The 23543-nt window shown below is 72.6% G+C and carries 14 protein-coding genes; all 14 read right to left on the bottom strand.

Annotated features, from left to right (window positions below; genetic code table 11):
* Window positions 1-56: 56 nt before the first annotated feature.
* Window positions 57-890 carry a glycosyltransferase gene (locus AB3X10_RS18855; RefSeq protein WP_369976947.1) on the bottom strand — a complete coding sequence of 278 codons (834 nt, stop codon included), beginning with the start codon at window positions 888-890 and terminating at the stop codon, window positions 57-59.
* A gap of 6 nt (window positions 891-896) precedes the next feature.
* Window positions 897-3191, bottom strand: coding sequence for a type II secretion system secretin GspD (gene gspD, locus AB3X10_RS18860; protein WP_369976948.1), 2295 nt, complete (start codon window positions 3189-3191; stop codon window positions 897-899).
* 11 nt (window positions 3192-3202) lie between these two features.
* Window positions 3203-3985, bottom strand: coding sequence for a type II secretion system protein XpsN (gene xpsN, locus AB3X10_RS18865; protein ID WP_369976949.1), 783 nt, complete (start codon window positions 3983-3985; stop codon window positions 3203-3205).
* Complete coding sequence (gspM, locus tag AB3X10_RS18870; RefSeq protein WP_369976950.1) at window positions 3975-4760, bottom strand: type II secretion system protein GspM; 786 nt, start codon at window positions 4758-4760, stop codon at window positions 3975-3977. Before gspM ends, xpsN begins: the two co-directional genes overlap by 11 nt.
* Complete coding sequence (locus AB3X10_RS18875) at window positions 4741-5865, bottom strand: PilN domain-containing protein (protein WP_369976951.1); 1125 nt, start codon at window positions 5863-5865, stop codon at window positions 4741-4743. Before AB3X10_RS18875 ends, gspM begins: the two co-directional genes overlap by 20 nt.
* Entirely contained in the window at window positions 5862-6722 is an 861-nt protein-coding gene (locus AB3X10_RS18880; RefSeq protein WP_369976952.1) for a general secretion pathway protein GspK, read from the bottom strand. The genes AB3X10_RS18875 and AB3X10_RS18880 overlap by 4 nt, the downstream gene beginning before the upstream one ends.
* Window positions 6719-7369, bottom strand: a complete 651-nt coding sequence (locus AB3X10_RS18885; protein WP_369976953.1) for a type II secretion system protein J — start codon at window positions 7367-7369, stop codon at window positions 6719-6721. Before AB3X10_RS18885 ends, AB3X10_RS18880 begins: the two co-directional genes overlap by 4 nt.
* Window positions 7366-7782 carry a type II secretion system protein XpsI gene (gene xpsI / locus AB3X10_RS18890; protein WP_369976954.1) on the bottom strand — a complete coding sequence of 139 codons (417 nt, stop codon included), beginning with the start codon at window positions 7780-7782 and terminating at the stop codon, window positions 7366-7368. The genes AB3X10_RS18885 and xpsI overlap by 4 nt, the downstream gene beginning before the upstream one ends.
* Window positions 7779-8228, bottom strand: coding sequence for a type II secretion system protein XpsH (gene xpsH, locus AB3X10_RS18895; RefSeq protein WP_369976955.1), 450 nt, complete (start codon window positions 8226-8228; stop codon window positions 7779-7781). The genes xpsI and xpsH overlap by 4 nt, the downstream gene beginning before the upstream one ends.
* Window positions 8229-8307: 79 nt before the next feature.
* Window positions 8308-8742: a type II secretion system major pseudopilin GspG gene (gspG, locus tag AB3X10_RS18900; protein WP_145705350.1), complete on the bottom strand. Its 435-nt coding sequence runs from the start codon at window positions 8740-8742 to the stop codon at window positions 8308-8310.
* Window positions 8743-9276: 534 nt separating this feature from the next.
* On the bottom strand, window positions 9277-10491 hold the full coding sequence (gene xpsF, locus AB3X10_RS18905; RefSeq protein ID WP_369976956.1) for a type II secretion system protein XpsF: 1215 nt from the start codon (window positions 10489-10491) through the stop codon (window positions 9277-9279).
* A gap of 115 nt (window positions 10492-10606) precedes the next feature.
* The gene (gene gspE / locus AB3X10_RS18910; RefSeq protein ID WP_369976957.1) at window positions 10607-12337 is read right to left on the bottom strand and encodes a type II secretion system ATPase GspE; all 1731 of its coding nucleotides are present in this window, start codon (window positions 12335-12337) and stop codon (window positions 10607-10609) included.
* 359 nt (window positions 12338-12696) lie between these two features.
* Window positions 12697-14589 (bottom strand): S8 family peptidase, encoded by a 1893-nt coding sequence (locus AB3X10_RS18915; protein WP_369976958.1) that lies wholly within the window; start codon window positions 14587-14589, stop codon window positions 12697-12699.
* A gap of 161 nt (window positions 14590-14750) precedes the next feature.
* Window positions 14751-22970 carry an ESPR-type extended signal peptide-containing protein gene (locus tag AB3X10_RS18920; RefSeq protein ID WP_420018511.1) on the bottom strand — a complete coding sequence of 2740 codons (8220 nt, stop codon included), beginning with the start codon at window positions 22968-22970 and terminating at the stop codon, window positions 14751-14753.
* Window positions 22971-23543: the final 573 nt, after the last annotated feature.

Consider the following 23543-nt stretch of genomic DNA (forward strand, 5'->3'; position numbering starts at 1 on the left):
CGCCGACTGACAACATTCCGCCAATTGGCCGATTGCAATGTCCGCGCCGACGCGCGCTAGGCCTCGAACAGCGCGCGCTGCGGGTCCGGCGGCGGCAGTTCGGCGTACAGGCGTTGCAGTTCCTCGCGGCGCGCGCGCAGCGGGTCGTGCATCAGGAAGCCGGCCAGGCGCGCATGCCAGGCCGGCCAGCGCGTGGCCAGCGCGTCCATGTCGCCGTCGGCGGCGCGGCCCTCGCCGCTGCGCGCGACGTAGGCGGTCTCGCACAGCACGTTGCGCCAGCCGAGCCCGGCCATGCGCAGCGACAGGTCGATCAGCGCCGCGTACCAGGAGCCGTAGCTGCTCGCGTCCAGGCCGCCGGCGCGCTGCCGCGCGGCGCCGCGCAGGGCCACCGCGTGGCACACCGCCGACGGCAGTTCCGGATGCTCCGGCGGCAGCGCCACGCAGGCGCGCGCAAGGCGTTCGCCGTCCTCGGGCAGCGGATTGATCTCGCCCAGCCGCGGCCAGGCGCAGGCTTCGCCGGCGTTGCTCCACGGCGTGGCGCTGGCGATGGCCGCATCGCGCGCCAGGCACGCGCCCAGTTGCTGCAGCCAGCCGGGCAACGGCTGCGCATCGGCGGCCAGCACCACCACGTCGGCGGCGGCGCAGGCGCGCAGCATTTCGTCCAGGTGCGCGACCTCGCCGAGCATGCGCGGGCGCCGGGTGTAGTCGGCCTGCAGGCGGGTCCGCGCCAGCCAGGCCTCGACCACGCGCTGCCCGCGCGGGCCGGCCTGCGCGTCGTCGGCCAGCCACACCCGGGTGCCGGCCGGGGTATGCGCTTCCAGCGCGCCCAGGCATGCGTCCAGCGCCGCGTCGTCGACGCCGACCGGCAGCAGCACGATGGGCAGGGTCACCTGCGCCTACTTCTTGCCCGATGCCGGCAGCGGCTGCATCGCCTTGAACTTCTGCCCGTACTCGTCGGTGAGATCGCGCGCTTCCTGCGGGTTGCGCACGATGGTCGGAGTCAGCAGCACGATCACTTCGTTGCGGTTCTTCTGCTGCGTCTTCTGCCCGAACAGCGCGCCGACCACCGGCAGCTTGCTCAGCAGCGGCACGCCGGCGCTGCCGTCGCTGGTGCTGTCGTTGATCAGGCCGGCGAGCATGATGGTGTCGCCGCTCTGCACCGCCGCCTCGGTCTTGACCCGGCGCGTGTTGATGTCCACGTTGCAGGCCGAGCTGTTGGTCACGGTGGAGGTGCCCGAGGTGCACGCCGCCGGCCGCGAGCCGGGCGTGCTGACTTCCTGCACGATGTCCAGGAACACCATGCCGTCCTTGGTCACCCGCGGCCGCACCTTCAGGATCACGCCGGTGTCGATGTACTGCACCGACGAATAGCTGGTGTCGGTGCCCAGGCCGGTGTTGATCGAGGTCGAGTTGATCGGGATGCGCGTGCCGACGTTGAGCGTGGCCTCGGCGTTGTTGCGCACGAACACCGACGGGGTCTGCAGCAGCTTGAGGTTGGTGACCTTGTCCAGCGCGCTGATCACCGCCGCGGCGTTCTTGCCGAGGAAGGTCCAGCCCAGGCCGCTGCTGCCGACCTTGCCGGCGATGTCGCCCCAGATGTTGCGCCCGGCGGCGCTGGGCAGGCCGGCGCCGACGCCCAGCCCGGTGCTGTTGCTCACCGTGCTGTCGGCGGAGGCGTTGACCGAATTCTCGAAGAACCAGTTCACGCCGTACTGCAGGTCGCCGGTCAGGCTGACCTCGGCCACCTGCGCCTCGATGTGCACCTGCATCGGCATCACGTCGAGCTTCTCGACCACGTCGCGGATCGAGCGCCACGACTGCGGCGTGGCGCGCACCAGCAAGGTGTTGGTCTCCTCCACCGCCGACACGCCGACCTTGTCGCCCTGCACTTCCAGGGTCACGCTGCCGTTGCCGGAGGTGCGCGGCGACAGCTGCAGGCTGCCGTTGCCCAGGCCGCCGCTGCTGCCGGAGGAGGAACTGCCGCTGCTCGAGGACAGGCTGTCGCTGCTGCCGTTGAGGCTGCTGCTGCCGCCCAGGCTGCCGTCGCTGCTGCCGTTGAGGCCGCCGCCGCCCATCTGGCTCAGCTGCGTGCCGGGCATCAGCGAGGCGCTGGAATCGCCGCGGCTGCCGCCGGCGCCGAACACTTCGGCCAGGCGGTCGGCCAGGTCCTTGGCCTTGATGTACTTCAGTTCGTAGGAGAACAGCCGGCTGCCGCCGCCGGCGCTGTCGATGCGGTCCAGCCACTCCTGGATCTGGTCCAGATAGCGCGCCTGCGGGGTGATCACCAGCACCGCGTTGGCATTCTCCAGCGGCATGAAGCGGAACATGCCGGCGCTGGGGGTCTTGCTGTTCTCGCCGAACACCTTCTCCAGGTCGGCGGCGACCTGCTCGGCCTTGCCCGACTGGATCGGGAACACGCCCACCGACATGCCCGACAGCCAGTCCACGTCGAAGATCTGCACGGTGCGCAGGTAGTTCTCCAGTTCCGCGCGGGTGCCGCCGAGGGTGATGACGTTGCGCGAGCCGTCGATGCCGACGATCGCGTTGGGTCGCGCGTACGGTTCCAGCACCTTCTTCATCTCGCTGGCGGAGATGAACTTCAGCGGCACCACCCGCACCTCGAAGCCGCGCGCGCTGGCCGGCGAGGCGGTGCTCGGCGCCACCGTGCCGGCCAGCGCCTGGTCGGCGGGCACGATGTTGTAGCGGCCGCCGCTGTAGACCATGCGCGCGTTGTTCCAGCCCAGCACCATCTCCAGCAGGTTCAGCGCCTGCGCCGGCGACACCGGCTTGGGCGTGGCCAGGGTCACCGTGCCCTGCACGCCCGGCGCGATCACGTAGTTCTGCCCGAGCATGTCGCCGAGGATCGCCTTGACCACCGCATGCACCGACTCGCCCTCGAAATTGAAGGTGGCGCTGCCGCTGCTGGCGTTGGCCAGCGAGGGCGCCGGCGCGGCCGCGGCGCCGGAATTGATCATGGTGCCGCTGCCGCGGCGGATCACCGGCGCGACCCGGTCCGGCAGGTCGTTGGGATCGGCCGCGCCGGCCGGCCCGCCGGCGATGGCGCTGGTGCTGCCGGCGGCGCCGACATTGGGATTGATCGCGGCGCCGCGGCGGACGTCCGGCGAGGGCGTGGTGGCGCAGCCGGCCACCAGGCCGATCGCGAGGAACAGGGAAAACAAGCGCGGCGTCATGCGATCACTCTTCAAGGGTTCTGGCCGGGGGTGGTGCCGTTCTGGCGCTGCTGCTGCAACTGCCGGCGGCGGGCTTCGATACGTTCGCGGATGGCTTGCAACTGTTCCGACGACGGCGCCGGCGCGGCCGCCGGTGCGTTCGGCGCCGGGCTCGCCGTCGTGCCGTTCGCGCCCGCCTGCGGCGTGGCGGCGGCAGGCGCGGCCGGTGCGTTGGCCACCGGCGTGGGCGCCGCCTGCTGCGGCGGCGGCAGCGGCGGCATGCCCGGCGGCCGCGCCCCCTGCCCGAGCGCGGTCGGCGGTTGCCCGCCCTTGCCGTCGAACACCTGCAGCTCCAGGGTCTGGGTGCCGCTGCCGCCGCTGACCACGGCGCGGCGCGGCTCCAGGGACAGCAGCCGCCAGCCCTTCACCGGATCGCGGCCTTCCTGCAGGCGCAGCGATTCGCCCTGCTCGGTGGTCAGCGTGGCCATCTTGAAGCTGTCGGTGAGCAGCACCCCGGTCAGGCGCACGCTCGGCGCGGCGGCCTGACCGTTGTCGGCGCTGAGGAAGAACGGATGCGGCCGGCGGTCCTCGGCGAACACCGGGCGCGCGGCGATCTCGGCGTAGCGCGAATAGTCGCCCAGGCGCTGCGCGGACGCGGCCGGCAGGCTCGGCAGGCGCTGGGTCATGGCCGGATCGTCGGGCAGCGGCACGATGCGCTGGCCGAGGCCGGCCAGGCCCAAGGCCCAGATCAGCAGCCCCCACAGCGCCAGCGTCGCCAGCCACACGGTGCGCAGGCCGATCGCTTCAATTCGCATGCGCGCCCTCCACTTGCTGCGGCGGCGCCGGCATCGCGGCATCGCGCACCGGCGGCGGCGCGGGCGCGGGCGGTGGCTCGCTCGGCCCGGGGCCGGCGGAGCCGCCGGCATCCATCACCGGCGCGCCCGACGGCGGCGCCGCGCCGCCCGGCGGCGGCGGGGGCGGCATGCCCGGCGGCGGCGGCATCGCGTTCGGGCGCAGATAGCCGGCCAGTTCGAAGGCCACGTCCAGGCCGTTGCCGCTCTCGCCCGGCGACAGCTGGTAGCGCTGCGCCATCACGTTGAGGTTGTCCACGAACAGCGCCGGGCTGCCGCTTTCCAGCGCGTGCAGCACCGCTGCCAGTTCCGGCGTGCCGCAGCGCAGCCGCACCTGCACCGCGACGCGGGTGAAGCGGTCGCGGCGGTTGTCGGCGGCCAGCGGCGAACGGTTGCTGATCGCGCAGCTGCGGTTGCCGGGGCTGGCGGCGACCACCGCGCTTTCCAGGCGCTGCACCAGCCCGGCCGAGGCCAGCTCGGCCGAGGTCTCGCGCAGGAAGCCCGGGCGCGTGGCGAGATCGCGTTGCGCCTGCTGCAGCCGCTGCGCCACCTGCGGCGCCTGCTGCAACTGCATGCGCACGCGCAGTTCGCGCTGGCGCAGCTCCTCGATCTGCGCATCGACCTCGCGCATCGGCACCGTCAGCCACGGATGCACCAGCAGCAGATAGGCCAGCGCCAGCACCGCCAGCAGCAGGCCCAGCGCCAGCCAGCGGTCGCGCTTATCGACCTGCACCGGCATTGGCGGCCTCCTTGCGTTTGGTTCCGGCCAGTTCGGCGGTCAGGGTGAAGCGGTCGCGGTGGCTGCCCGGATCGGCCTGCAGCACGCCGGTCAGCGACGGCGTGCGCCACAGCGGCGAGCCCTCCAGCCGCCCGACCAGGGAGGATGCCTCGCTACTGAGTCCGATCAGTTGCAACTGGTCGCCCTCGACCGAGAATTTTTCCAGGTAGGTGCCCTCGGGCAGGCGCTTGCTCAGCTCGTTCCAGATTTCCAGCGAGGTCGGCCGCTCGGCGCGCAGCTGGTCGAAGAACGCCGCGCCCTCGACCAGGTCGACCAGTTGCTGGCGCTGCGCGGCCACGCCGCGCGCGCGCTGCGCGCCGCTGTCCACCTGCGAGCGCAGTTGCTCGAGCGCGTCGCGGCGGTTGTCCAGCAGTTGCCAGCCGGCGGCGAACAAGGCCAGCAGCGCGGTCGCGGCGAGGATCGCGTTCCAGCGCCGCATCGGATCGGCGCGGCGGTGGCGCTGCTCCGGCGGCAGCAGGTTCACGCCCAGCGGCGTGCCGTCGGCGGCGGCGACATCGACCCCGGCCAGGGTCGGGCGCAGCGCGCCGGCGCTGGCGTGCAGGTCCTCCAGCACCCGGCGCGGCGCCACCACCAGTTCGGCGTCGAGTTGCGCATCGTCGCGACGCGCGCCCAGACGCACGTCGTAGACCACCTGGTCGGCCTGGAACGGCGTCTGCCGGTCGATCTCGAACCTGACCACGTCGCGCAGGTGCTCGGCGGCGGCGGCCGGCAGGCGCAGCGTGCGCTGCAGCGCGGCCTGCGCCGGCAGCAGCCAGACCCGCGGCAACGCGGCCAGGCGCGGGCCGAGCACAGCCTCCAGATCGCCCGGCAGCAGCGGCCACGGCAAGGCCAGCGGCGTGCCCAGTTCGGCATCGATCTGGCGCGCGACCAACAGCTGGTCGCCCTCGCGCCACAGCAGCAGCCGCGCCTGCGACCAGCCCAGCTGCAGCTGCCAGCGCGGCGGCAGCCACGCCATCAGCGAACGCTGCCACCAGGCCAGCAAGCCGCCGGCACCGGGCGCCATGCGCACGCCGAGCTTCTCCATCGTGTCCCGCCACGCAGTCATCGAACGGTCGATCCTTCTTCCCATCGCAGCACAGTGTAGGCGGTGCCCGGTAGCGCCGACGAGCCTGGGCGCACCACCGCGCGCAGCACCGCCTCGCGCCCGGCCGCCAGGCGCGCGCGGCTCTCGATGCTGTAGGTGCCGCCGCCCCCGCCGATCGCCGCGGCCTGCATCGGGTCGTTGCGCTCGCGCTGCGCCAGCACCTGCTGCGCATCCAGGCCGAGCGCGGTCAGCACCGGCGCCGGCGCGAAATCCGGCGCCGGGCGCGAGATCCCGCTGTACAGGGTCAGGTTCGGCAGCAGTTTGGCGTACAGGTCCGCATCCATGCCCAGCACCAGCTGCAGTTCGGCCAGGCTCTCGAACGGCGCGTCCTTGGCCCCGTACGGCAGCCCGGCGGCGGCGTAGTCCGGATCCTCGGCGCCGCCATTGGGCTGGCTGAGGTTGTCCGGGTCGCGCCAGTCCACGATCGCCGCGGCGATGGCGTCGGCGCGCTGCGGATCGCCGCCGACCGCGCGCACCAGCGCCGCCAGCAACGGCGCGTCGGCCAGGTTCAGGTCGACCTTGCCGCTCTCGTCGGTGACCCGCAGGTCGATCGTGGCGTCCTCGTACTGCCAGCGGTAGCGGCGCCCGTCGGCGCGCCAGCCCGGCTGCGTCGGCGTGCCGGCGAGCCGGGTCAGCGCGTACTCCAGCCCGGCGCGGGCGCGTTCCTGTGCCGCCGCGCCGTCGCCCAGCACCTTGCCCTGCAGGCCCTCGGTGCGCGCGGTCAGCGCGAACGCGCCGATCAGCGCGGTCAGCAGCGCGATCAGCCACAGCACCAGCACCAGCGCCGCGCCGCGCGCGCGCCCCGGCGCCGCGCTCATTGCCGCGCCTCCGCGCCGCCGGCCTGGCGCAAGGCCACCACCAGCGGCGGCCACACCATGCCGTCGTCGCTGCTCAGTTCGATCGACACCAGCAGCGGCAACTGGTCGGTGCGTTCCCAGCGTTCCTGCCAGGGGCCGATGCTGCCGCGCTCCGGATCGATGCCGCGGTAGCGGAAGCGCACCTGGCGCAGGCCCTCGGCCAGCGGCTCGGGCGGGCGCGGCTTGGCGTCGGCGATCTGCTTGCCGGCCTGCACCTGCACCAGCGCGATCGCCAGGCGCTGCTGGCCGCCGTCGCCGCTGACGCTGAGGTCGTGCACGTAGGGGCCGCCGCGGCCCAGGTAGTCGGGAAGATCGGCGACGAACTGCATGCGCTGCGGCTCGCCGACGAAGCGCACCGGCTGCAGGGTGCGGCTGTCGATCTCCAGCGCCATCGGTTGCGCCCCGCTCAGGCGCCGGCGCAGGAAGCCTTCCACCGCGCGCATGCGTTCGCTGCGTCCGGCGATGCTCTCGCCGCGGCCGCTGATCGCGGTGGCCGAGCGCAGCGTGGCGAAGGCCAGGGTCAGGCCGCCGACCAGCAGCACCGTGGCCAGCAGCACTTCGATCAGGGTGAAGCCTCGCGCGGCGGCGCGGCGCGGTGCGCGGTTCACTGCGGCACCCCGTTGTTCTGCGCGCTGACCAGGCGCAGCGTCTTCCACTGCAGCGCCTGCGCCGGCGCCTCGCCCCAGCGCACCTGCAGGTTCAGTTGCAGCAGGGTCGGCGCGCCAGGGGTGATGGTCGGGTCCGGCGGCCGCCGCGCATCCACGTACGGCGCCACGTCCAGGGTCCAGCGGTAGCGGCCCTGCTCGAAACTGCCCTGTTCGCGGCCCGGTTGCAGCGGCTGTTCCACGCCCTGCGCGGCCAGCAGCGATTGCGCGTACAGCGTGGCGCGGCTGAGCTGGTCGGCGCGCTGCACCTGGCGCGCGGCGCCGGACAGCGAACCGAGCAACAGGGTCAGCGCCAGCGCCAGCAGCGCGAACGCCACGATCACCTCGATCAGCGTGTAGCCGCGCTGCGCCTTCATGGCATGCCCTGCTGCGGCGGCCGCCCGACCTTGACCTCGCCGGTCAGCCAGGCCACGTCGATGCGCCAGCTGGCCTTGCGGGTCAGCAACTCGATGCGCCCGCCGGTGGCGGCGCCGTCCTCGAAGAACTGGATCGCGCCTTCGTCTTCGCGCCGCTGCGCCTCGCGCGCGCCGCTGAAGCGGATCGCCAGCGACGCCGGGATCTCGCCATGGCGGCCGTTCGGCGCCTGCCAGCGGTGCGCCTGCGGATCGATCAGGAAGCGCTGCGGCTGGCCGCTGGCGATCGCCTGCGCCCGCGTGTAGCGCAGTTGCGCGGCGATCTCCTTGGCCGACGAACGCAGGCGCATGCCGTCGATGCCGCCGGTCAGCACCGACGCGGCCAGCACCGCCGCGATCGCGATCAGGCCCACCACCAGCAGCATCTCCAGCAGCGACACGCCGCGCATGCGCGCACGCGCCAGCGGTGCGCACGCGTGCGCACCGCGCCGGGGACCGCGGGCAGGGGCCTGGATCACGGCGCCGGGGTCACTCGTACTTGATGTCGGCGTCGTAGCTGCTGCCGCCGGGCTGGCCATCCTTGCCCAGGCTGATCAGGTCGAACGGCTTGCCGTCGCCGGGCACCTTGTACTCGATCGGATGGCCCCACGGATCGTTCAGTTCGGTGGCCTTGGCATACGGGCCGAGCCAGCCGCTGACGCCGCCCGGCGCGGTGACCAGGTCGTCGAGCTTGGACGGCAGCTTGCCGGTGTCGAGCTGGTAGTTGTCGATCTTGCCGGCCATGGTCTGGATCTGCGACTTGGCCAGGTTGGCCTTGCCGCGATCGGCGCCGCCGAGTACGCGGCTGCCGACCAGGGTCAGCACCGCGCCGATCAGCACGATGACGATGATGATTTCCAGCAGGCTCATGCCCGACTGGCGCGCGGCGGAGGGGGAACGGGTCAGGGAGCGGATATTTCGCATTGCATCGGATCCTTGCGGTGAAAAACCTTATGTAGCCGAACGCGGTGACGATGGTCGCCGCAGCGTGCGGGTCGTGCAGCTGCGCTTCATGCGCGGGAACGGCGGTGCGGCAGCGATGGACGCATATCGCACTTGTCGCGTGACGCGGCGCGCGGATGCTGGTGGCGTGGTCGTTGCCATCCGTGGCGCGATATCGCCGCGCCCTGAGAGACCGGCCGTGCGCGAACCAGTGATTCGCAAGCGCATGGCCTCCTTCGATTCGATGCTCCGCTGCGCCACGGGCCCACGCTGCCATCCCTGGCGCAGCACCACGTGCGCCGGAACCGCCGGCCCGGCCATCCGTGGCCGGGCGTTCGGCCATGCGCGAACCAATGGTTCGCAAGCGCATGGCCTCCTTCGATTCGATGCTCCGCTGCGCCGCGGGCCCACGCTGCCATCCCTGGCGCAACACCACGTGCGCCGGAACCGCCGGCCCGGCCATCCATGGCCGGGCGTTCGGCCATGCGCGAACCAATGGTTCGCAAACGCATGGCCTCACCCAATCGCATTGGTGAGGTCGTACAGGGGGACGAGGACGGAGATGATCACCAGGCCGACCACCGAGGCCAGGACCAGGGTGATCAACGGCACCAGCGCGGCGAGCAGGCGGTCGATGGCCTGCGCGGTCTCCTGCTCGAAGGTGTCGGCGGTCTTCAGCAGCATCGTGTCCAGCGCGCCGGATTCCTCGCCGACCTGGATCATCTGCAGCGCCAGCCGCGGGAAGCGCTTGCCCTTGGACAGCGACGCCGACAGGCCGTGGCCGTTCTTGACGTCGTCGGCCGCGGCGCCGACGTCGGCGGTCAGCGCCAGGTTCGACAGCACGTTGCGCGAGATGCCCAGCGCGGCCAGCAGCGGCACGCCGTTGCGCAGCAGGGTGCCCAGGGTGCGAGTCAGGCGCGCGGTTTCCAGCCGCGCGATCAGCACGCCGATGAAGCGCTGCTTGAGCAGCCAGGCGTCGAACGCGGCGCGGAACGCCGGGTCGCGGCGCTTGCGGTCCACCGCCAGCAGCGCCAGCCCCGGCACCACCAGCAGCACGATCCACCAGTCGCGCACGAACAGACCCACGCTGAGCACCGCCTGGGTGAACCACGGCAGCTGCACGTCCAGGCTCTCGTACATCTGCGCGAATTGCGGCACCACATAGCCGAGCAGGAACAGCAGCGCGCAGCCGACCACGCTGACCAGGATCGCCGGATAGATCAGCGCGTTGATCACCCGCCCCTTCAGTTCGCGACTGCGCTCCAGGTACTCGGCCAGGCGCTGCAGCGTGTCGTGCAGGCTGCCGCCGGCCTCGCCGGCGCGGACCATGTTGATGTACAGGCGCGAGAACAGGCCGTGCTGGCGCTCCAGCGCGGCCGACAGCGGCGCGCCGCCGCGCACCGCGTCGCGGATGTCGCCGACGGTGCGCTTGGAACGCTCGTCCTCGGGCAGTTCGAGCAGGATCGACAGCGCGCGGTCCAGCGGCTGGCCGGCGCCGAGCAGGGTCGCCAGCTGCTGGGTGAACTGCACCAGCGCCGCGCCGTCGAACGGCTTGGGCCGGAACAGGCCGCGCAGCGAGGTGCCGCCGCCCTGCGCCGCGAGCTTGGCCTCCATCGGCATATGCCCCTGCTCCTGCAGGCGCAGCGCCACCTCGGCGTCGCTGGCGGCCTCCATCTGGCCCTCCAGGATCTCGCCGTGCGGGTTGAGCGCTTTGTAGCGGTAAAGGGGCATCAGGGCTGGGAATCGGGAATCGGGAATCGGGAATCGGAACGCACGCTCTGCGCGTGCTGACGCGACCGTCGCGGAACCATGGCGCCGCGCGCTGCCGCGCTGGGTGCCGCGCGCATCAGGTTTCCTCCGTCACGCGCAGCACTTCCTCGATCGTGGTTTGGCCGCTGAGCGCCTTGCCGATGCCGTCCTCGTACATCGTGCGCATGCCGGCCTCGCGCGCCAGCTGTTCGATCTCGCCCATGCCGGCATGGCGCATCACCGCGCGGCGCAGCGCGTCGTTCATCACCAGGAATTCCATGATCGTGGTGCGGCCGAGGTAGCCGGTCGGCGCGATCGCCGAGGGCAGCGGGCGGAACAGGAAGATCTCGCCCTCGGGCTGCAGCCGGCGCAGGTCGAACTTCTCGATCTCCTCCGGCGAGGCCGGATAGCGCTCGGCGTGGGTGGGCTCCAGCCGCCGCACCAGGCGCTGCGCCAGGATGCCGTTGATGGTGGAGGTCAGCAGGTAGTCTTCCACGCCCATGTCGAGCAGGCGGGTGATGCCGCCGGCGGCGTTGTTGGTGTGCAGCGTGGACAGCACCAGGTGGCCGGTCAGCGCCGACTGGATCGCGATGCGCGCGGTTTCCAGGTCGCGCATTTCGCCGATCATGATGATGTCCGGGTCCTGGCGCACGATGCTGCGCAGCGCATGCGAGAAATCCAGCCCGATCTGCGGCTTGGCCTGGATCTGGTTGATGCCCTCGATCTGGTATTCGACCGGATCCTCGACGGTGATGATCTTGACGTCGGCGGTGTTGAGCTGGCTCAGCGCGGTGTACAGCGTGGTGGTCTTGCCCGAGCCGGTGGGGCCGGTGACCAGCAGGATGCCGTGCGGCTGCTCCAGCACCTTGCGGAACTGCGGCAGGAACGCATCGGTGAAGCCGAGCCGGTGGAAATCGAACACCACCGTCTCGCGGTCGAGCAGGCGCATCACCACGCTCTCGCCGTGCGCGGTCGGCACGGTGCTCACGCGCAGGTCCAGTTCCTTGCCCTGCACGCGCAGCATGATGCGCCCGTCCTGCGGCAGCCGGCGTTCGGCGATGTTGAGCTTGGCCATGATCTTGACCCGGCTGATCACCGCCGCGGTCAGGTTGGCCGGCGGGCTCTCGCCGTCGATCAGCACGCCGTCGACGCGGTAGCGCACCTTCAGCCGGTTCTCGAACGGCTCGATGTGGATGTCCGAGGCGCGCAGTTCCACCGCGCGCTGGATCACCAGGTTCACCAGCCGGATCACCGGCGCTTCCGAGGCCAGGTCGCGCAGGTGCTCGATGTCGTCGGTGGCGGTGCTGTCGCCGTCGGCCGTTTCCACGATCGCGCCCATCGCGCTGCGGCCCTGGCCGAACCAGCGCTCGATCAGGTCGTCGATCTCCGAGCGCAGGCCGACCCGCGGCAGCACCCGGAAACCGGTGGCCAGGCGCACCGCATCGGCCGCATAGGCCTCGTGCGGATCGGACATCCACAGTTCCAGCGCGCCGTCGCGCTCGCCCAGCGGGCAGACGTGGAATTGCTTGAGGAAGCGCAGCGACAGCGGCTGCGCCTCGGGCAGGTTCTCCGGCGCGGTGGCCGGCAGTTGCTTGGCATCGAGCAGCGGCAGGCCCAGCACTTCGGCGCTGACCTCGGCGTGGTCGCGCTCGGAGACCAGCCCCAGCCGCGCCAGCAGCGACAGCAGGCCGCCGCCGGATTCGCGCTGCAACTGGCGCGCGCGCAGCAGGTCGCCATCCTTGAGCCGGCCCTTGGCCAGCAAGGCCTCGACGATGCGCGCCTCGGGCGTATCGGCAGCGGCAGCAGTGTCCTTCACGAGCGCGTTCACACAATCCCTCCAGAGCGTGCGGCGACTTTAGCAGTTCGGCGCGACCTGCCGCCCGCTCGCGCGACATCGGCCGCCGCGACTGTCTACGAGGCCGCGGCGGCGCGGCAGGGCGTCATTGGCATGACATGTGCGGCGCGCAGCATCGTGCGTTGCGGCGCCGTGCGCATGGCTGCAGCGACACCGGCGCTGCAGCGCACAACCGCCATGGGCGGCCCGTCCACGGCGCCGCGCGGGGCGATCCGCCACCAGCGGCATCCGCGGCACAGTCGCGATTTGCCGCCGCCCGAATGCAGGAAACCCGGCCGAAGCCGGGTTTCCTGGTTGCTCCGGCGCCGTTTCCGGCGCCGCCTGGCGCACGCTTACTGGCGCGCGACCAGGCTGACCCCGCTGTAGCTCGAGGTGCCGACCAGCTTGATGTAGTAGGTGCCGGCCTGCGGCGCGGTGAAGCGCACCGTCTCGTTGTTGCCAGGACGGGTCGACTTGGCGTCGTAGCTGGTGGTGCTCGGCTCCTTGTCGAAGCTCACGTACAGCGACACGTCGCCGCTGCCGCCGTAGGTGAGGAAGCTCAGCACCGCGCCGGCCTTGGCCTCGAAGCTGTACAGCACCGCGTTGCCGGCCGCGCCGGTCAGGCCGCTCACCGCCACCTTGTTGGTCAGCGCGGTCGCCGGCGGCGCGCATTCTTCGGTCTGCGGATCGCACGGCACTTCCAGCGCCTTGTCCAGCGCGGCCTTGGCATCGACGATGCCGGTGCCGATCGGGGTGCTGGTCGGGATCGACACCGGGAACGGACGCGCGGTCTGCTTCAGCAGGGTCTCCAGCGCGGCCGGGGTCAGCGGCGCGTTGCCGGCGGCGATCACCGCGCTCTGCACCAGCGCTGCCACCGCCGCCACGTGCGGCGAGGCCATCGAGGTGCCGCCCATGCCCATGTAGGTGTAGCTGCCCGAGGTCGGCGTGGTCGCGCCGGTATAGCCGTTCTGCCAGACGAAGCCGCCCGGGTTGCCGTCGACGCTGCCGCCGCCGCCCGGACCGGACAGGTCTACCGCCGCGCCATAGTTGGAGTAGTAGGCGATGCCGCCGGTGATGCGCGTGGCGCCGACCGCGATCACGTTGGCGCAGCTGGCCGGACGGAAGTTGGCGGCGTTGCCGGCGCTGTTGCCGGCCGCCACCACCACGGTGGTGCCGCGCGCGACCGCGCCGTTGATCGCGTCCTGGTAGAGCGTATCGCAGGTGCCGCTGCCGCCCAGGCTCATGTTGATGACCTCGGCCGGATTGGCGTTGGCCGGCACGCCGGCGACGGTGCCGCCGGAGGCCCAGGTAATCGCGTCGGCGATGTCGGACAGGTAGCCGCCGCACTTGCCGAGCACGCGCACCGGCAACACCGTGGCGTTCGGCGCGACGCCGGCCATGCCGATGCCGTTGTTGGTGGCCTCGGCGATGGTGCCGGCGACGTGGCTGCCGTGCCAGGAACTGTCCTCGGCCAGCGAGCCCGCATAGCACTCGTTGTCGTTCTCGACCCAGTCGCCGTAGTCCAGCGCGCCGGGCACGCGCGCGTCGGTCGGACGCCGCGAGGTCTCCGCATCGGAGATGAAGTCGTAGCCCTGCAGCAGGTTCACCGCCACGTCCGGATGGTTCGGCAGGATGCCGGTATCCAGCACCGCCACGACCACGCCGTCGCCCTTGGACACGTCCCAGGCGGCCGGCGAGTTGATGCCGCCGGTGGCGCTGCTCAGGTGCCACTGGTACTGCGCGTACAGCGGGTCGTTGGGCACCAGCTGCGGCTGCTCCAGCGCGGCCCTGGGCAGGTCGCTGCGCTGCAGCTTGACGTCCACCTGCGCGTACTTGACCGCCGGGTCGGCGGCGATTTCCGCCACCACCTTGTCCACGTCGGCCTTGCTCAGCTTGCCCGACAGGCGGATCAGGTCGGCGCCCACGCCCAGGGTGCGCACGTACTCGGCGCGCACGCTGGCGGCGGCGGCACGCGAGATGCCGTTGCTGCCGCCGAGGCTGGCGCGGCTCACCGCCGACTGCACCGCCGACAGCTTGGCGCTGCGGTCGCTGGCCGCGGCAGTGCCGGCGTTGTAGCGCACCACGATGCGGCTGGAAGTCTGCGCGTCGGCCGGCGCGGCCTTGGCCGGCTGCTTGACCGGCAGCGGCGACGCGGCCCCGGCCGCGAATGCGCTCGGCGCCCCCAGCGACATCATCAGCATGGCGGCGGCGATGGCATTGATACGAAGGTTTTGCTTGTCGATCACGTTGACGTCCTCTTCAAAGTTTCGTGGATCAGGCGACAGTTGCGGCCGTAAAAAAGCTCCTTTTTCCCGAATCCGTTGGCCGGCCCAGCCAAGGTCCTTTGGTCTGCCCCCTCAGGCCATTGCATGGGCGGACGGCGGCGCGCGCCGCCGTCCGCGATGGCTCACCAGCCGAAGCCGGCACCGATGCCGACCGAGCTGTCGTCGCCGCTGAACGCGCCGCCGATGGTCAGCGTGGCGCGCTCGCTGAAGGCGCGCTGGTAGCCCACCGACAACGCCGACTCGCCGTTCTGGAAGCCGACGCCGGCGCCGACCCGGTTCTGGGTGCGGATGCCCGCGGCGCTGGTGGCCATGTTGAGCATCGCCGCGCTCATCGCGCCCTGCCGGTCGATGCGGCGGTCCTGGTCGCGCAAGCGCGCATCCACGTCGCCGCGCAGCACGTCGAAGCTGTCGGCCATCGTGTTGAAGCGCGAATCGGCGTACGACTTGGCATTGGCCACGCCGCTGTCGAGCTGGCCCTTGTTGACCGCATCGGTGGCCTGGGTGCCGGCGGCGACGTTGGCGACCTGGCGCTCGTTGCCGGCGCTGCCCACCGACACCGTGTTGGCACGGTCGGCGACCGAGCCCTGGCCCAGCGCGACCGCCCCCTGCGCCGTGGCGCTGGCGCCCTGGCCCAGCGCGGTGCCCGAGGCCGCGGTGACGCTGGCGCCCTCGCCCATCGCCACCGCATTGGTCGCCACCGCGGCGATGTGGCTGTTGGCGCCCACCGCGGTGCTGCCGTCGGCGTTGACCTTGGCGTTGCTGCCGATCGCGGTGTCGTTGGGACCATGCGCATAGGCGCTGCCGCCGATCGCGGTGCCGGTGACGTCGTTGGCGCGCGCCGCCGTACCGACCGCGGTGGCGCCGGTGCCGGCATCGGCCACGGCCGCCTCGCCGACCTGCGCGGTGGACGCGCTGCCGGACACCGTCGCCGGCTCCGACGCGGCCTGCGCGGTGGCGACAGCCGGTTCCGACTCGGCGACCGACGCCACGCTGGCCACGCGCGCACTGCGGGCCACGCTGGCGCTGCCGCCGCTGCGCGCATCCAGCTCGCTGACCTTGCCGTCCAGCGCCGCCAACGCATCGCCGACGTTGCTGTAGCTGGCGCCCTGGATCACGTAGGTCGGGGCCACGAACAGGCCTTGCGCGCCGAGGCCGGCACCGCCGCCCAGGAACGTGGCCATGTTGCTCAGCGACTGGTACAGCTGGCTGCCGTTGATCGCCTCGGTGCTGCCGGCGGCGACGCTGCCCGCGGTGAGGTTGACGATGCGCCGCGTGGCCGGGCCGCCGCGGCCGTTGCCGCTGCCCAGCGACACCGTGTCGGCCTCGTAGACGCGCGAGCCGGCGCCGAGCGCGACCGCATTGTCGGCCGACACGCCGGCGTTGGCGCCGATCGCCACGCCGTTGCTGCCGCTGTTGCGCACGAAGCTGTTGTAGCCCAGCGCCACCCCGTTCTCGCCGATCGCGTTGGTCTGCAGGCCGATCGCGGTGCTGCGCGCGCCGCTGGCCGAGCTGCTGGCGCCCGACGCGGTGGCGCCGGCGCCGCTGGCGACGCTGGCCACGCCCAGCGCGGTGCTGCGCAGGCCGCTGGCGGTGGCGCCGGCACCGGCCGCGGTGCTGTTCGCGCCGCTGGCGCTGGCCACCCCGCTGCCCGAGCTCTGGAAGTCGGCGCTGGTCTCGCCGGCGGCCGCGGCCACCGCGTCGAGCTGCGCCTTGTTCACCGCATCGGTGGCGTTGAGCGCGGCGCCAACGTTGGTGATGCGGCGCGTGGCCGGCGCGCTGACCCCGTTGCCGCCGCCCACCGACACCACGTTGGCTTCGCTGGCGCGCGACCCGGCGCCGAGCGCGACGCTGTTGCTGCCGCTGGCCCAGGCGCTGGTGCCCAGCGCGGTGGCGTTGATGCCGCTGTAGGCGTAGGCGTCCTGGCCGATCGCGGTGCCGCCCTGTGCGGTGGCCCAGGCGAACTGGCCCACCGCGGTGGTCTGCGCCGCGGTGGCCCAGGCCGACGCGCCGAGCGCGGTCGCATCCTCGCCGGTGGCGCGGGCGCTGTAGCCCAGTGCCGAGGCATAGGCGCCGGCCGCGGTGCTGCCCCAGCCCAACGCCGAGGCGTAGTTGCCCGCCGCCTCCGCGCCGTAGCCGAACGCACTGGTGCGGGTGCCGCTGGCGCTGCTGAACGCACCGACCGCGGTGCTGTAGTCGGTCGTGGCCTCGGCCTTGTAGCCGTTGGCGGTGGACTGCACGCCGCTGGCGGTGGCGCCGGCGCCGCTGGCGCTGCTGAACGCGGCGGTGGCCTGCGCGCCCGCGCCGAGCGCGGTGGCGCCGGCGTCGCTGGCGGTGGTGGTGCCGTCGAGCAGCACGTTGCCGGCGTCGTCGGTGTAGTACAGCGAGCCGCCGATCGCGGTGCTGGACTCGCCGGTGGCGGTGGCGTTGTAGCCGGACGCGGTGGCGTACTGCGCGCCGGCCAGCGCGCCGCTGCCGAACGCCGAGGCGCCGGTGCCGAAGGCGTTGGACGCCTCGCCGGCGGCGGTGGCGTAGTTGCCCTCGACATAGCTGCCGACGTCGTCGGCCGGATCTTCGCCGCCATTGGCCTTGAACTGCTTGCCGGTGGCATCGGCGGACTGCTTGACCGCATCCAGCTGCGCCACGTTGACCGCATCGGTGGCCTCGGTCCCGGCGGCCACGTTGACGATCTGCCGCTCGCTGCCGGCGCTGCCGACCGACACGGTGTTGGCGCGGTCGGCCTCGGACAGCGTGCCCAGGGCCACGCTGTTGCTGGCGGACGCATAGGCGCCGTAGCCGAACGCGCTCGCGTCCTCGGCGCTGGCATAGGCCAGGCTGCCGATGGCGGTGCTGAAGTCGGCGGTGGCGCCAGCACCGGCACCGAACGCCGAGGAGTTGGCGCCCGAGGCCTCGGCCGGAATCAGCCCGAAGAACGAGGTGCCGCCGACCGCCACACTCTCCTCGCCGGAAGCCACGCTGTACTCGCCCACCGCCACGCTGCTGGTGCCGGAGGCGGTGGAGGCGACGCCGACCGCGGTGCCGTAGTCGCCGGCGGCCAGCGCGCCGTAGCCCAGCGCCGAGGACAGGTAGCCGCTGGCTTCGCTGTAGCCGCCGAGCGCGGTGGCGCCGACGTTGGAGGCGCTGCTGCGGAAGCCGTTGGCGGTGGCCTGGTTGTCCGAGGCCACCGCTTCGCTGCCGGTGGCGGTGGAATAGGTGCCGCTGGCCTGCGCGCCGGCACCGCTGGCGGTGGCGCCGATCTCGCTGGCCAGCGCCCCGTTGCCGATGGCGATGCTGTCCTGGCCCAGCGCCTGGCTGTCGCTGCCGAGCGCGACCGCATCGGCGCCGCTGGAGACGGCGTTGAAGCCGATCGCGGTGGCGCCGGCGGCCAGCGCATTGGCGCCGCCGCCCAGTGCGGTGCTGCCGTCGCCGATCGCATTGGCCGCCTCGCCGGCGGCCAGCGCGTTGTCGCCTTCGACATAGGCGCCGGCATCGCTGGCGTCGCTGCCGCTGGCCTGGAAGTACTTGCTGGTGGTTTCGGCGGCCTGCTTGACCGCATCCAGCTGCGCCACGTTGACCGCGTCGGTGGCCTCGGTGCCGGCGGCGACGTTGGTGATCTGGCGCTCGTTGCCGGCGCTGCCCACCGACACGCTGTAGGCGCGGTCCGCGACGGCACCTGCGCCCAGCGCAACGGCGTTGGAGGCGGTCGCCTCGCTGCCGGCGCCGATCGCCACCGCGCTTTCCGCATCGGCAAGGCTATTGGTGCCCAGGGCGATCGTGTTGACCTGGTTGCCCAGCGCCTGGAAGCCCATCGCCACGCTGTAGTTGCCGTAGCCGAACGCGCCGCGGCCCACCGCGGTGGCGCTGAGGCCCGGTGCCCAGCTGTTGAAGCCGATCGAGGTGGCGCCGCTGCCGCTGGCCCACGCGCCGGTGCCGAAGGCCGAGGCATTGGTGCCGGTCGCCCAGGCCGAGGCGCCGAACGCCGAGGCGCCGTCGGCGGTGGCCCAGGCATAGGCGCCGCTGGCGCTGGCGTCGTCGCCGCTGGCCCAGGCGTTGTCGCCCTGCGCCAGGCTGTAGCTGCCGGTGGCGCGTGCCTTGTAGCCGCCGGCGGTGCTGTGGTCGCCGGTGGCCTGCGCGCCGTAGCCGGTGGCGGTCGCCACGGCGCCGGTGGCCTGTGCGCCGGCACCGATGGCGGTGGCGTTCTCGCCGGCGTTGGCGCCGATCAGCTGCGCATTGCCGTCGGCATCGACGATCGGCTGGTTGTACTGGTCGAAGGCCTGGCCCTGGCCGCCGATCGCGGTGCTGCCGGCGCCGCCGGCGGTGCTGCCGTTGCCGAGCGCGACCGCGTCGTTGCCGATCGCGGCGGCACCGCTGCCGTACGCGGCGGCGCCGTTGCCGTAGGCATTGGCCGCATCGCCCGCAGCCAGTGCGCCCTCGCCGTCGGCGTAGGCGCCGACCGTGCCGCTGCCGCTGCTGGTGAAGAACCTGGCGGTGGTGTCGGCGGTCTGCTTGACCGCGTCCAGCTGCGCCACGTTGACCGCATCGGTGGCCTCGGTACCGGCGGCGACGTTGGCGATCTGCCGCTCGCTGCCGGCGTCGCCCACCGACACCGTGTTGGCGCGGCGTGCGACCGAGTTGGAACCCAGCGCCACGCTGTCGGCGGCCAGCGCCGTGCTGTAGTAGCCGATCGCGGTGCTGTTGGCGCCGCTGGCCCAGGACTCGGCGCCGAGCGCGCTGGCGAAGGAGCCCGGCGCATAGGCGAAGTAACCCAGCGCGGTGCTTTCCAGGCCGGAGGCCTCGCTGAGGCTGCCGCTGGCGAGGCTGTAATCGCCCGAGGCGATCGCGCCGGCGCCGAACGCCGCCGCGCTCTCGCCGCTGGCCTGGGTCTGCACGAACAGGCCCAGGCCGGGGATCAGGTCGGCCGGGCCGCCGACGGCGACGCTGCTGGCGCCGCTCGCCGCGCTCTGCGTGCCGACCGCGGTGGCGTAGTCGCCGGTGGCATTGGCCACCGCGCCGAACGCCGACGCCTGCGCGCCGCTGGCATAGGCGCCCACGCCCACCGCCGAGGCGGCGAAGCCGCCGGCATCGGCGCTGGCGCCCAGCGCGGTGCCGCCGACGCCGGCGCTGGTCGCACCGGTATCCACCGCCACGCCGCCATTGGTGATCAGCGGATCGCCGTTCTCGTCCACCGCGACCCCGCCCACGGCCACCGCGGCCGGGCCGGTGGCCTGCGCGTTGGTGCCGAACGCGGCGCTGTTCTGCCCTGCCGCCACCGCGCCGCTGCCCACGGCGGTGGCGCCGCTGCTCAGCGCATCGGCGCCGCCGCCGAGCGCGGTGCTGCCGTTGCCGATGGCATTGGCCGCCTCGCCCGCGGCCAGCGCATCGTCGCCCTCGACGTAGGCGCCGGCATCGCTGTTGCTGCTGCCGCTGGCCTGCAGGTACTTGCCCGCCGCCTGCAGCTGCGCGACGTTGACCGCATCGGTGGCCTCGGTGCCGGCGGCGACGCTGGTGATCTGCCGGGTCAGGCCGTTGGCCACATCGCCGACCGAGACGCTGTTGTCGCGGTCCGCATAGGAGTACGCGCCGAGCGCGACCGCGCTGGACGCCGAACGGTTCTGCGCGTCTTCGATCCAACCACTCACCCGCGCGCCGTAACCGATCGCGGTCGCGTCGGTGCCGTTGGCCGCGCTGTCGGCACCGATCGCGGTGCTGTTGTCGTGGAACATCGACGACACCGAGCGGGCGCCGAGGGAGACGCTGTTGGCGGTCCACGCGGTGGACTCGTGGCCGATCGCCACCCCGCCTTCTCCCGACGTCAGCGCGTAGCCGCCGAGCGCGACCGTGTATGCCGCGAACGAACCGGCGCTGTGGCCGATCGCCACCGAATCGACGTTGCCCGGCAGGTTCGGGAACACGTTGGCGTTGTAGCCCAGCGCGATCGCGTAATCGCCCTGGCTCTCCGCGCCCGCGCCGAGGGCGACGCCGCCGACGCCGGTCGCGGCAGTGATGCCGACGCTGTTGCCGGCGCTCTCGGCGGCGGTGCTGACCCCGCCGATGGCGACGCTGTCGGTGCCGCTGGCCAGCGAGTTCATGCCCACCGCCACGGTGCTGGTCGCGGTCGCGCGCGCGCCGATGCCGGCGGCGGTGGCGTAATCGCCCGCGGCGCGCGAGCCGTAGCCCACCGCCGTGCCCAGTGCGCCGGACACTTCGGACAGGCCGCCGACCGCGGTGGCGCCGTCCTGGAAGGTCTGCGCGTGGTAGCCCAGCGCGGTGCTCTGCACGCCGCTGGCGTAGCTGCCGGTGCCGACCGCGGTGCTCAGCGGATCCAGCGCCTGCGCGCCGCCGCCGACCGCGGTGGCCGCAGTCCCCAGCGCCTGGGTGGTCTGCTCGCGGCTGCCGACGATGAAACCGTTCTCGTCGTACTCGTACACGGTGGCGACACCGCCGAGCGCGGTCGCCGATTCGCCGTCGGCGGTGGCGTTGGCGCCGAGCGCGCTGGCGTTCCGGCCATTGGCCACGGCGCCGCTGCCGATCGCCGAGGCCGCGGTGCCGGCGGCGAAGCTGCTGGAACCGAGCGCGGTGGCGTAGTCGCCGTCGGCCAGGGCGTTGGAACCAGAGGCGGTGGCCTCCTCGCCCTGCGCCAGCGCGCTGCCTTCGCCATTGGCGGCGAACAGGCGCGCGGTGGTGTCGGCGACGCTGGCGACCGCGTCGAGCTGGTCCAGGTTCACCGCATCGGTGCCCTCGGTGCCGGCGGCGACGTTGGCGATCTGGCGCTCGTTGCCGGCGCTGCCGACCGACACCGTGTCGGCACGGTCGGCGGTGGAACCCTGGCCGAGCGCGACGCTGCCGGCGGCCGACGCCTTGGCGCCGTAGCCCAGCGCGGTGGAGTCGTCGGCCTGCGCCCAGGAGGCGCCGCCGAGCGCGGTGCTGAACGCGCCATCGGCCGAGCTCAGCCAGCCGATCGAACTGGAGAACGCGCCGTTGGCCCAGGCGCCGGCGCCGAACGCCGAGCCGCCTTCGCCCTGCGCTTCGGTGGCGAACAGGCCGAGCACGCTGCCGCCGACCGCGGTGCTGGATTCGCCGCTGGCCAGGCTCGATTCGCCGAGCGCCACGGCGCTGCCGCCGCTGGCATTGGCGCCATAGCCGAACGCGGAAGCGAAATCGCCGCCGGCCTGGCTGAAGCCGCCGTTGGCGGTGCTGGCGAGGCCGGACGCCTCGGCGGAGAAGCCGGTGGCCGTGCTCTGCACGCCATCGGCGCGCGCGGCGCTGCCCAGCGCGGTGCTGAACGCGCCATTGCCCTGCGCGCCGGCGCCGAACGCGCTGGCGCCCTGCGCCGCGGCGCTGGTGGTGCCTTCCAGCAGCACCTCGCCGTTCTCGTCGACGATCGACAGCGCACCGCCGACCGCGGTCGCCGAGGCGCCCGTCGCGGTCGCGTTGCTGCCCACCGCGGTCGCATTGGCGCCGATGCCGGTGGCGCCGCTGCCGAGCGCGCTGCTGCCGTTGCCGATCGCGTTGGCGGCTTCGCCGGCGGCCAGTGCGTTGTCGCCCTCGACATAGGCGCCGGCATCGCTGTCGGCGCTGCCGCTGGACTGGAAATACTTGGCGGTGGTGTCGGCGGTCTGCTTCACCGCATCCAGCTGCGCCACGTTGACCGCGTCGGTGGCTTCACTGCCGGCGGCGACGTTGGTGATCTGGCGCTCGCCGCCGGCCTTGCCGACCGAGACGCTGTTGTCGCGATCGGCCAGCGCATCGGCGCCCAGCGCCACGCTGTTCTCGCCCTGTGCCACGGCGGCATTGCCCAGCGCGGTGCTGTTGTAGCCGGACGCGGCGGCGAAACCGCCGACGGCGGTCGCATAGTCGGCGTCGGCGCTGGCGCCCAGGCCGAGCGCGGCGGTGGCGGTGCCGTTGGCGACGCTTTCGGCGCCCAGCGCGGTCGCGCCGATGCCGCTGGCGGTGCTGTAGTAACCGAGGGCGGTGGATTCCAGGCCGTTCGCCTCGCTGAGCGCGCCGCTGGCCACGCTGCCGTCGCCGCTGGCGTTGCTGGCCGCGCCGGTCGCGGTGCTCTGCTCGCCGCTGGCGTTGCTTTCGGCGCCGACCGCGGTGGCGTAGTCGCCGCTGGCGCTGGCGCCGTCGCCGATCTGCAGCGCCTGCGCTTGTGCGGCCGAGGGCAGCATCGATCCGCCGGCGCCCAGCGCCATGGCGATCGCGGACGACAAGGCCAGGCCCTGCGCGCGTCCGGCCCTGCCTTCGCGAACCAGCTGGCCGCGGGAGTCGCCGCTGGCCAGTTCCGAGGCCACGGTCCACATCCCCAACGCCTTGTTCCAGACCTTGCGATAAATCCGATTCATCGAGTACTGCTCCTCAATAGGCTGGTTTTTGGTCAAAAAGCCACCCTCGCCCGGCATTCCAGCCGGCCGACCCCCTGTCGGTATTCGCGCCGCATCCCCGGCTCGGGCGCGACAGGCCTGCGTGTGTCGCGGCCCGTCTGCCTTGATGAACTGAGATGAAATGCGGAACTGTCTGGAGTGTTAACCCCGTATCTTGATTACGTCAAGTTTTTGACTAAAAACGGCACGAACAGGGATGGAAGTCCCGGATTTACAACTAAATTGTTAATTTTTCGATAAATTTCAATCAAAACAAGACATTCCGCCAAATTCCCGGCACGACACTTGCCATGTGTTGACATGGGAGCGCCGCGACATTTGCTGCCCTGCCAAGGGTTTGACGCGCAGCGGGCCGGGCCGTGGCGCGCGTTGGAGCCGCTCCCTAGGCCCGGTCGCCTGTGGCCGCGCACAAGCGCGATTGCGCAGATCGCGGCCGTTGCCGGGCGGCGGAAGGCGCGGGCCAGACAGCTGCTAGTCCTCTCCGCCGGGGGAGGGGCTGAGGTGCGGGTCCAGCGCGAAGCGTCTCGCGGAGTT

It is taken from the genome of Xanthomonas sp. DAR 80977, from assembly GCF_041240605.1.
GTDB classification, from domain to species: domain Bacteria; phylum Pseudomonadota; class Gammaproteobacteria; order Xanthomonadales; family Xanthomonadaceae; genus Xanthomonas_A; species Xanthomonas_A bundabergensis.